The 11136-nt window shown below is 41.2% G+C and carries 9 protein-coding genes and 1 pseudogene; 3 read left to right on the top strand and 7 right to left on the bottom strand.

Going from position 1 to position 11136, the window contains the following annotated elements:
- Together F6K38_RS28000 and F6K38_RS27995 are read right to left on the bottom strand one after the other, a co-directional pair.
- The coding region (locus tag F6K38_RS28000; RefSeq protein ID WP_287358342.1) for an alcohol dehydrogenase catalytic domain-containing protein at positions 1-609 on the bottom strand (609 nt) is incomplete at its 3' end.
- Positions 610-1051: 442 nt separating this feature from the next.
- Positions 1052-1951 (bottom strand): Npun_R2479 family HD domain-containing metalloprotein, encoded by a 900-nt coding sequence (locus tag F6K38_RS27995; RefSeq protein ID WP_287358343.1) that lies wholly within the window; start codon positions 1949-1951, stop codon positions 1052-1054.
- Positions 1952-2779: 828 nt separating this feature from the next.
- Between F6K38_RS27995 and F6K38_RS27990 the strand changes: the two genes are divergently transcribed.
- The 3 genes from F6K38_RS27990 to F6K38_RS27980 all read left to right on the top strand — a co-directional run bounded on the left by F6K38_RS27990 (position 2780) and on the right by F6K38_RS27980 (position 7604).
- Complete coding sequence (locus tag F6K38_RS27990) at positions 2780-4195, top strand: AAA-like domain-containing protein (protein WP_008187846.1); 1416 nt, start codon at positions 2780-2782, stop codon at positions 4193-4195.
- Positions 4196-4404: 209 nt separating this feature from the next.
- Positions 4405-4593, top strand: coding sequence for a hypothetical protein (locus F6K38_RS27985; RefSeq protein WP_131827224.1), 189 nt, complete (start codon positions 4405-4407; stop codon positions 4591-4593).
- 8 nt (positions 4594-4601) lie between these two features.
- Complete coding sequence (locus F6K38_RS27980) at positions 4602-7604, top strand: AAA-like domain-containing protein (RefSeq protein WP_287358340.1); 3003 nt, start codon at positions 4602-4604, stop codon at positions 7602-7604.
- Positions 7605-7819: 215 nt separating this feature from the next.
- On the opposite strand, the gene F6K38_RS27975 is transcribed toward F6K38_RS27980, so the two are convergent.
- The 5 genes and pseudogenes from F6K38_RS27975 to F6K38_RS27955 all read right to left on the bottom strand — a co-directional run.
- On the bottom strand, positions 7820-8152 hold the full coding sequence (locus F6K38_RS27975) for a hypothetical protein (protein WP_287358339.1): 333 nt from the start codon (positions 8150-8152) through the stop codon (positions 7820-7822).
- A gap of 105 nt (positions 8153-8257) precedes the next feature.
- Entirely contained in the window at positions 8258-8461 is a 204-nt protein-coding gene (locus tag F6K38_RS27970) for a hypothetical protein (protein WP_131827223.1), read from the bottom strand.
- A 481-nt stretch (positions 8462-8942) separates the two neighbouring features.
- Complete coding sequence (locus F6K38_RS27965) at positions 8943-9272, bottom strand: hypothetical protein (protein ID WP_008187854.1); 330 nt, start codon at positions 9270-9272, stop codon at positions 8943-8945.
- Positions 9273-9583: 311 nt separating this feature from the next.
- The gene (locus tag F6K38_RS27960; RefSeq protein ID WP_008187856.1) at positions 9584-10351 is read right to left on the bottom strand and encodes a class I SAM-dependent methyltransferase; all 768 of its coding nucleotides are present in this window, start codon (positions 10349-10351) and stop codon (positions 9584-9586) included.
- Between the two features lie 83 nt (positions 10352-10434).
- A pseudogene (locus F6K38_RS27955) lies at positions 10435-11136 on the bottom strand (penicillin-binding protein 1C); the annotation flags it as partial.

Here is an 11136-nt window from a genome sequence, read left to right as displayed (position 1 = left end):
AAAGCTAGTTTGTTTGTAAAGGATAGGATAGTCAGCACCTAACTGACGCACTAATCTAGCTTTTTCTTGAGAACCGACAGTAGTACAAACCTCAGCACCTTTGAGCTTAGCTAGCTGAATAGCAACGTGACCAACACCACCAGCACCTGCCTGAATCAGCACCTTTTGTCCTGCTTCCAACCGTCCTCGGTCATACAATGATTCCCAGGCAGTGATCAGTACTAGAGGAGCAGCAGCCGCTTCAGGGAAGGAGAGGGATTTAGGCTTGTGGGCAACTAAGGACTGATCAACAACGGCTAGTTCGGCATAGTTACCCGTACCAGATAATCCTAATCCCCCAGCACAGAAATATACCTCATCACCGACCTGGAATTTATCGACACCAGCACCAACAGCTTCTACCAAACCAGCACCATCGCAGCCTAGGATAGCTGGCATTTGGTCACGGTAAAAGGTACCTCTACGCCGCAGTTTGGTGTCAATGGGATTAACACCAGCAGCGTGAAGACGCACCAGGATTTCTGTGTCGTTTTTAATTGTGGGGTCTGGTACATCCTGAAGTTGCAGCACTTCAGGTGTACCAGCAGCGGTCATTAAAATGGCTTTCATTGGTCATTTGTTAATTGTTAATTGTTAATTGTCAATGGTTAATGGTCAATGGTCAATGATCAATTTTCAATTAACTTTGCACAAATAACTTTGAACAAAATCGCCATTTGATGATTTGCCTTGATGATGTCCGATACTTTTTAGCTACCAGAATCTACCAAAGGTAAACTCTAGCTCGCCAATGCAAGATGCTCTCGCATCCAGGGGGTATCTCCCAAAGCCCTCAGGAATATCCCGCGAGCGCCATAAAAATGTCAAAAAAGTTCGTTCCACCGGGATTACAGCGCAACTATTAAACCCTTGGTTTTCGGCTTTAATTTAAGTTACATAATAATCCCTGTCGGTGTTACCCTAATTTAATTCTAACAAATAATAAGAGTTTTTGGTAGACTCTGCAACATTTTCTCTAGCTGTTTACTAACCCTTTTAGATCCATGCCTAATCATGCTGTACATAGTTGTGCTGTCGTTTGACTATAGCGACAGGGATGGCAGAAGAGTGCTTTAGGCTGGGATTGGTGTTCTGCTCGAAAGACATTGGCATAGAGATTAGCCAGGATTTGTTTACCAGAAAGGCTTCGCTCTAGGTAGGGCAATGCGGGTTTGATATAAGGATAGACAACATTCCAGTAAAAGTTTGGGTAGTTCCGGCGTAAATCACCGGGATTACGATAGCCTAAAATCTGATTTTTCCCGATTTCTTCAAACTCGTAGAACAAGGCACTAATTTTTTGTAAATAGCGGGGATCAGCCAGCTGACCAATCAAATCTGCTGCTCTGACTAAACCAGGATAGTTAACCGTGTCTTGATGATCCTGATCAGCAGGTACTGGGAAACGGGTTAATTCAATATTGTGCTTAATCTGCTCAGTATCAATCAGCAGGTGATTACCAAAGTGTTCATCAATAAACTGCTTACCCCGGTCTACATGGTAGGGAGTAAGGCTGGCATCAGTTGCACCTGTAGGGAGAGTAATCATGAAATTGTCTATTCCTGTGGCATACAATCCTTGGTCTGGTTGGTCTTGACGACAGATGCCTTTGATATAGCCAATGTCATGGCACAACAAAGAGATAATCACGTGCAACCAGTCTTCACAGGAGACGCTCCCTTCGCAGATGTGCTTACCCCACAAGATTTCCTGTCCAACTAGGGTGACTAGGAAGGTGTGTTCAATGTTGTGATAGAGAGCGTCACTATTAGCAATATTTTCCAGAGCCATGTGGGTAGCCCAAGTAATCAGCTCACAGTAGTCTGATTTAAGGTTGCCGTAAGTGCTGTGGAAACCTGTCTCTAGATTTTTAACACAGGTATCAATGATTATCTCGGTAGGATTAAACATCATGGTAGGCATATCAGCAACTCCTGATTTAGATTTAAGCTCATCCCCACGGTCACATCCGGGGGATTTCAGGTTAGGGGTTAGGGGTTAGGGGTTAGTTAATTGGTCTGGCATTGCTTAATTATGCAATGATTTTAAGAATTTTTTGGAATGAGCATCAGGCGTGGAACGGGCATCTTGCCCGTTTCATTTCCCAGGCAGGATGCCCACCCCACTCATATTAATTCGAAGATTCAGCAATGCCATTGGTCTGACTAACTACTAACGACGTTTTGTTTGGCAGCTTTCAATCCCTATATCTAGATAAACGCTAGATCAAAGTTCTCACCATTCGCCCTGAGGCACTTAGCTTTGTTAGGTCCGGCACAAGGGGCGAGGTATTAACCTTATGTTTGTCAAGTTTTCACCCACTTCGGATCAGGTATCTACCAAGCTGATAGCTGATAGCTAAAAGCTGATCGCTTTATCAACACAACCCATCAAGCTCCCAATTTTGGGCAATACAAGTGCAACAGGGAGTGATATGATATGACCAGTACTCAGTGCCATCAGACGCAGGGTTTTAGCTTGAGGGAAAAGGCAAGAGATTACTGAGACATCTATAACCTCGTATAGGTTTGATTGCCATTAATCAAACTATAGCCTGTGTTTAAGACATCAGGGTAATTTGTGGAAAAAGGCTCACAAGCCACGTCTAATCCATAATTTGTGTGAAAATCTTCACAAACTCATGGCTAGCTCAGCTTTTCGATAAGCTAGTTAGGATGGGTTTAAAATTAGCAGAAATACTATCTTTTTTTGGTGCATCTTGATAACCACCTAAACGCTATGTCTAGGGGAAAAAACCGATTATTCAAAATCTCTATCGGCAAGACTGAGATGTTCTTAGAAAAATTGAATCAACTAGATTTGACTGTAGCATTTGATCAGCTAACACCTCGTAAACGAGAGGTCTTGAAGAAAATGTTAGCGGGCCAAAGCGATCAAGCGATCGCTAAGTCCCTACACATCACAGAAGCTACTGTCAGAAAACATGTGCAGCAGCTGTGCGAGAAATTTGAGCTGAGGAATGCACCAGGTGAACACTACTCACTCCGAAATCAGTTAATTGACTTATTTAGTGAATATCAGCCTAAGTTAGTCAATCCAGAGTTATTAAGTAAATATAAATCTTTCATCGTCCCACCGATGCCAGAGTCAGAAGGGCAACAAAAGCCAGTTCCTCTCTATGCTGACTTTTATGTCAAGCGCATTCCTTATGAAGATCAGTTGTTAGAGGCAATTGTCAAGCCTGGTGCTCTAATTCGGATCAAAGCACCCCAGCAGATGGGTAAAACCTCCCTGATTGAACGAGTTCTGGCTGAGCTCAGGCAGCAAGGTTATCAAGCTGTGACCTTAAGCTTTGAGTTAGCCGATAGTACCGTCTATAGGGACCTCGGCAAATTCTCACGGTGGTTCTGTGCCAGAGTTGGTCAGACTCTAGGGCTGTCAAATAAGTTGGATGAGTATTGGGATGATATTTTTGGATGTAATAGTAACACCACAGATTACTTTCAGGAGTATTTATTGGCAGAAATTGAAAGCCAGATAGTACTCGTTATAGATAAAGTTGATCTGGTGTTTGAACACCCCTTTATTGCTGATGATTTTTGTCGCCTTCTCCGTGGTTGGTATGACATCGCTAGGCGGGGCGATCGCAGTAGCGCTATCTGGAAAAAACTCCGGTTGGTGATAGTACATTCTACAGAAATTTATAGCTCCTTGGATATCAATCACTCACCACTGGCTAATGTCGGATTGGAAATTGAGTTGCCAGAGTTTAGCACAGAGCAAGTACAGGAGTTAGTCAGACGTTATGGACTGGATGGGAATCCCAGAGAAGTGGAGGAACTGATGGCGATGGTGGGAGGACATCCTTATCTGTTGCGCAAAGGTTTAGCTTATATTAAATATGATCAGATTACCCTAGCGCAACTGTTAGAGGTGGCACCCACAGAAGCCGGACCATTCAGTGACCATCTGCGACGCCACCTAGGAAATCTCAAACAGTCTCCAGAATTGGAAACTGCGTTGGAGAAAGTGGTTCAAGCACACAGCTGGGTAACTATCCCATCGGAGCAAGCCTTTAAGTTATATAGCATGGGGTTAGTAAAGTTGCAAGGGAATAGCGTCATGCCTCGCTGTGATTTATATCACAAGTATTTTTGCGATCGCCTTTGCCAGCGGCTTGAGCCTGAGTGCTGAGTGGGTCAGTTCAGAATCCATACTTCATATAACCTTAAACCTTAAACCTACCCTATACCGAATGCCTAGGGCGAACAACCTAACCGAAGGGAACGCCTAAGGCCAACAACCTTGGCCAATAGGCCACGCTACGCGAACAACCTTAAATTTTAAACCTTAAACCTTAAACCTTAAACCTACCCTAAACCGAACGCCAAAGGCGAACAACCTTGGCCTATTGGCCACGCTACGCGAACAACCTTGGCCTATTGGCCACGCTACGCGAACAACCTTGGCCTATTGGCCACGCTACGCGAACAACTGTCAACATTCAACTGTCAACCTACCCTAAACCGAACGCCAAAGGCGAACAACTGTCAACCTTGGCCAATAGGCCACGCTACGCGAACAAAAGTTAACAACTAAAATGACCTACGAATATATATACTCAGGGACTTTACCAGCCGATGCTCTTACCTATGTGAAGCGACAAGCAGATAATGATTTATATGAAGGATTGAAGGCTGGACAGTTTTGTTATGTATTGAACTCAAGACAGACTGGAAAATCTAGCTTACGAGTGCAAGTAATGCGTCGGCTTGAAGCAGATGGGGTTGCCTGTGCAGTAATTGATTTATCCATGGATGGTACTCAGCATGTCACTCTCGATCAATGGTATGCCAATATTGTCCGCTCTCTGGCTAGAGACTTCGACCTAGATATTAATTTACGCACTTGGTGGCGTGAGCGAGAAATGATATTTGCGGTGCGGCGATTGAGAGAATTTCTTGAAGAGGTTTTGCTCCAGCAAGTTACTCAAAATATTGTAATTTTTATTGATGAAATTGATAGCGTTCTTAGCCTCGATTTCCCCACTGATGATTTTTTCGCTTTTATTCGTGCCTGCTATAACCAACGTGTGGATAAGTCAGACTACCAACGCCTTACGTTTGCGCTACTTGGAGTAGCAACACCATCAGATTTAATTCAAGATAAAAAACGCACACCCTTTAATATTGGTCAGGCGATTCAGCTATATGGCTTTCAGTTGCACGAAGCACAGGGATTAGCGCAAGGATTACAAGGAAAAATTAGTAATCCCCAAGATGTCCTGAAACAGGTCTTGTACTGGAGTGGAGGTCAACCTTTTCTGACCCAAAAGCTTTGTAAACTCTTGTTGGATTCTGTATCTACTATCCCAACAGGTGGTGAGGCAGAGTGGGTTGACCAATTAGTGCGATCGCAAGTGATTGATGATTGGAAATCCCATGATAATCCGGAGCATCTTAAAACTATTCGCGATCGTCTTATTAAGAATGAGCAACGGGCTGGGCGATTACTGGGATTGTATCAGCAAATTCTGCAACGGGGAGAAATTGCTTCTGATGACAGTTATGAACAAATAGAATTGCGGCTATCGGGATTAGTAGTTGAGAAGCAAGGAAAATTAAGGATTTATAACCGTATTTATCAAGCTGTTTTTAACCAAAATTGGGTAGATAAAGAATTAGCAAATTTGCGACCGTATAGTAATGAATTTGCTGCTTGGTTAGACTCCGATTGTCAGGATACATCCTGTCTTCTGCGAGGACAACAGTTACAGGATGCATTAAGATGGGCCCTGGGTAAAAGCTTAAGCCATCAAGATTATCAGTTTTTGACCACTAGCCAAGAATGGGAAAAGCGAGAATTTAAAAAGGCGTTAGAAGAAATTCAACGGTATTCAGAAGCCAGACGACAAGGGAAACTTAATCCAGCCCTAGCGGCTACCACTAAGGAAACTATCTATGAGTCTCTTGAACACCTGACCCCAGAAAGTTTCAAATATATTGTTTCCAACCTTGAATTGGACTTAGGAGTTTTTAATCAAACCTTATCCATGATGGATACTCTGCTAGACCGAGAAGGGTTTGATTCCATTTTCAATGAAATGTTACGGTCTATCACCTTCAAAACTGGCGAGATACTACAGGCAGATCGCACGACTATTTTTTTATTAGATGAAGCCAAAAATGAACTCTGGTCAATTGTGGCAAAGGGTGAAGGAGGAGACTCAGAAGAGATTCGGATGCCTGCGGATAAAGGGATTGCTGGTTATGTTGCTCAAACTAAGAAAACTGTCAATATTCCTTACGATTTATATAACGATACCCGTTCTAATACTGCTAAGGAATGGGATACCAAAACTGGATACCGTACTTATACCATGCTGGCTTTACCCTTACTAGATGATAAAGGAGATTTAGTGGCTGTTGTCCAATTACTAAATAAGTTAAAACAACCGCCAGTTTTAGACGCGCCCTTAGCTGATAAAATTGATTTAAAAGGCTTTACACCAGAGGATGAAAAACTTTTTGCGCAATTCGCCCGCTCGATTCAAATGATTCTTAAATCCTCTCGGTTATTTTATAAAGCAGCTCAGAAACAACGAATAGCTTCAGCATTGATAAATGCGACACAATCTCTGGGTAAAAGTAGCTTGGATCTAGAAGAAACTTTGAATAAAGTAATGAATCAGGCTCAAGAGCTAATGTCTGCTGATCGCAGCACAGTCTGGATGTTAGATGAGGAACAGGATGAATTATGGACAAAAATTACGGTTGCTGATGGCACATTAAAAGAAATTCGGATTCCCAAAGGAGCTGGCTTTGCTGGTCAAGTTGTTACCACTAAACAGCCACTGATAATTCCGTTTGATCTCTATGACCATCCCAATTCAGAAACTGCCAAACAAACTGATAGTCAAACCGGTTATCGCACCTGTAGTTTGTTAGGGATGCCTGTGTTTAATGTTGATAATCAATTAATTGCTGTTACCCAATTAGTCAATAAAAAGAAACAGGGCAATTTTCCCCCATACAATCCCGCCGATTGGCCAAACCCTCCCGATTGCTGGAAGGCAAGTTTTGATCGCAGGGATCAAGACTTGATGGAAGCATTTAATATTCAAGCGGGTGTAGCGCTCCAAAATGCCAAGCTATTTAGTAAAGTCAAGCAACAACAGCTAGAGCAGCGAGATTTGGTCTTTAATGTATCCAGTGGTGTAATTTTTACCAATAAAACTGGTCAGATTATTCTTGCCAATGATCACGCTAAGGATTTCATTGGTTTGAAAGATATTGAGGAGAAGTCTTTACGGGACTTGCTCCACATTAAAGAGGGCAATTTTTCCCAATGGTTCGATGTAGCATTAGCTGCCAAGACTGAAGAAGAACGTCGGCAAGATTATTCAGCTCAAACCTTAGTATCCCATAATACTCAAGCAGAACACAGTGTAAATCTATGTATTATCTCTTGTCCTGATGCTTCTGATGTTAATCAGATTTCTACTATCCTAGTAATTATTAATGATAGTGGCGATGAGAAACAAAAACAGGATCAGCAAAAGCTAGTGCGTAGTGTGTCTAGAGTCGGCAATCCTTATGGTTGAAATTCTTGCATAATTAGAGATGATGTGGGTTCAATTAAGTGATGAATTTGGACTAGGAGCTAGTGATTTAAGGTAAGGGTTATGTTCTATGATACAACTGTAGATGCAAAACCGCTGAATCAAAAATGTCCGTATTTCTTGATTAAACTCTTGATGAAACTGTAGATGCAAAACTCCTGAAACGAGAAGTTATCACCAATTTATAATCAAGAATCTCAGAGGCTTAAGCGTTTTTCTTCTTTTTTTATAAACTTCTTTATTCCTTCTAATGTATAACAATAATCGACTTTTTTCCCGTCGTTATCAAGAAATTTATACCGATATTGACCTGGGGGGCCAATACAACCATCATTTTCCATAACTAAATCATAGCCAAGTTCTTTGAGTTTATCATAACAGCTGTTATGCTCTTCAACATCAATTTTGTTATAATCAACATTACACTTAAATTTTGGCTTGACCTCAGCCTCTACTTTATCAGCTTTCTGAGCAATTTTTTCCTCTAGAGATTTTACCCTTGATTTAATATCGTTTAAGTCTTCTTGCATGTACTTATTCCTCCGGAATTGAATTTCATTCATTCAATGTAAATAGAGTTTCAGTAAGTGTTTGTGATATAAATCAACTTTTGCTCTGATCTTTATCACTGGAGTTTAGACTAATTCTCGTTCACCAGAAACTTGGCTTCCCTGCATCTCATATTTGAAAATTTTGCGTAGCGATGCAGCGCGGTCTTGGGGGTTTCCCCCATGAGCGACTGCATCAAGACAGGGTGTGTTAGGGGAGCCTTCATTTTTCGCCTCGTAGTCAGGGTTTGGATAGCCCGCCCCGTAACGCACCACCGTGTCAAACAGCAAAAATGAGATGCACCCCTTGGCTTCCCTTGAGTAGTCACATTGACTTACTCAACTGAAACCCTTGATAAATAGTTATTACAACAATTTTTAAACCACTTGTGCTCAGGCAGTGCTATGATGGAATTTTGTGTACACAAGACGAGTTGAAAAGTTTCGATAACGCAGCCCTAATCCAAACTCGGCAAAAAAGACAAATAATTAAATCGCTCAAGACTATCTCAAACACTCTTTGGTGCTTGAGGCATTGGTTTCTATTCCTAATTACTTTTTATCAAGTTTCGTTAAAACCCAAAATTTACTCTAAAGTCCAGTGAATTAAAAATGTCCGTATTTCTTGATTAAACTCTTGATGAAACTGTAGATGCAAAACCCCTGAATCAAAAATGTCAGTATTTCTTGATTAAACTCTTGATGAAACTGTAGATGCAAAACTCCTGAAACGATAAATTATCACCAATTTAAAATCAAGATTATCCGATGCTTAAGCCTTTTTAGGTTGTTTCTCTAAATAGTCCTTGACTCCTTTTAATGTATAAAATTCAGCGACTTTATTTTCGTCGTTATCAAGAACTTTATACCGATATAGATTGGGGGCTCCAATACAACCATCATTTTCTACAATCAACTGCTTATAGCCAAGTTCTTTTACTTTGTCATAACAGCTGTTATGCTCTTTAACATTAATGTTGTTATGATCAACATTACACTTAAATTTTGGCTTTACCCCAGCCTCGACTTTATCAGCTATCTGATCAACTTTTTCACCTATATCTTTTAGAGTTGATTTAATCTCGTTTAACTTTTCTAGCACCTACTTATTCCTCCGGAATTTAATTTCATTCATTTCATTCAATGTAAATAGAGTTTCAGTAAGTTATTGTGATCTGAATCAACTTCTGGTCTGATTTTTATCACCGACATTCCATTAACACAAAAACCTTGTTACTCGCAAGATAAGCTATAGGATTTTTCTTTTTGTGAAAAAAATCTCTTAAGAAAAGGCAAGAGGCAAGACGCAATAGTTAATCAACTAGCTATGTATTACCACTACCTACTACCTACTGCCTACTGTCTACTGGCTAAAATTTACTTATAGTCAATACCTCAACGAATTTAAAACCGCTATAATGACTTGTCACTAACTTGAAACACCATCAAATGTTGGCTGGGTAAATCATTATTGGTTTCTTGCCAAATTAAATTAATGGATTCCATATCTTTTTTAACTTGCTTCTGAGTCATTTTATGCAAGCCCTTAATAGGAATAAGTGGGTTTTCCTTGCGATATTCTACTAGCACAACTCTTCCCTCTGTTTTAAGAGCTTTAACAATCGATTCCATCATTTCTCGGGGATATTCAAGCTCATGGTAAACATCTACCATTAAGGCTAAATCAATGCTATTTTCAGGAAGTTTAGGGTCAGTCAAACTTCCTAATATTGTCTCGACGTTATTAACATTGTTGTCTTCTGTTAAAAAGTCAATAACGTCGATCATTTCTGGCTGAATGTCTACTGCTAATACTTTTCCTTCAGGTACCAACGGAGCGATTCGAAAGCTAAAATAACCAGTGCCTGCTCCAATATCTGCAACAGTATCTGTAGGTCTTAAATTAAGAGCATCAATAACTACAGAAGGTTGCTCTTGGGATTCCCTGCTAGGGCGTTCCAGCCATAACATTTCCTGATGTCCCATTACTTTAGCAATTTCTCGACCCATATAGAATTTGCCAATGCCATCTTTGCTATGAAAAGAGCGGATTTTGTAAACTTCACTAGCATTGATGTTTGATTTTAGTTCCCCAGTATAGGTATAATTCGTTAGCACTAAAAATGGGATGAGTAAGACAGCGATCGCAACTGCCAAGATATATTTCGTGAAGTTTGCCATAGAAAATCGAACCAGTGAAAGTCCTGGGTATAACCGATGAATGCACGTAGATTATAAATTAACTATTTACAATTAACAAATCACTAAGGACCAGCAATAGAAAACCCCCGGCGAGTTGGTGGGTTTTCTGCTAACTGCACCTTGAAAGTGACGCGATCGCTAATGTCACCGCTTTTTACTTCCAATGTCCAATCCCCAGGACCGAGAGGCCAAAAGAAGGAATTGGATGAGTTGGTAGTTAGCTTTTCACCATTCAACCACCACTCGACCGACTCAGATTTTACCCCAGCCACCTTGAACTCTAGCCGTTGAACAGCACTGTTGCTATCTTGATCCGATTCAGTAGGGTAGAGCATGTACAAATCCCCCTCGCGAGGAGACAAAATTTTAATTTTCCCTGGCGCTAGATTTACTTGGGGTTGTCTTGCTAACCACTCGTTGTACTCATCAGGTAAATTAACGATGTACTGGGGCGATTGTTGATTAGGTCCAACACTGGTCATCTGATAAAACGTATCGGATTGACGTTCGTAATCCTGGAGGTCGTCTGGATAGAAGTATTCCTGGACAACAGTTGGACAAGCAGGAGTGGGACGCAAACCGGAAAGGGCACACACTGGACGTTGGACTAAACCGGGAGGAGCTTGAAACGGAGCAGGTTCTTGAGATTGATGCAGGTGTAACATAATCCGATGCCAGAGGGGAGCAGCACCAATCACCCCAGACACTTGTTCCATGGGCTCACCATTAAAATTGCCTACCCAAGTGGCAACGGTATAGTTTTT

Source organism: Moorena sp. SIO3B2, assembly GCF_010692525.1.
Taxonomy (GTDB): Bacteria; Cyanobacteriota; Cyanobacteriia; order Cyanobacteriales; family Coleofasciculaceae; genus Moorena; species Moorena producens.
The sequence above is the reverse complement of the archived record's forward strand: the minus strand, read 5'-3'. Positions and strand labels throughout refer to the sequence as shown.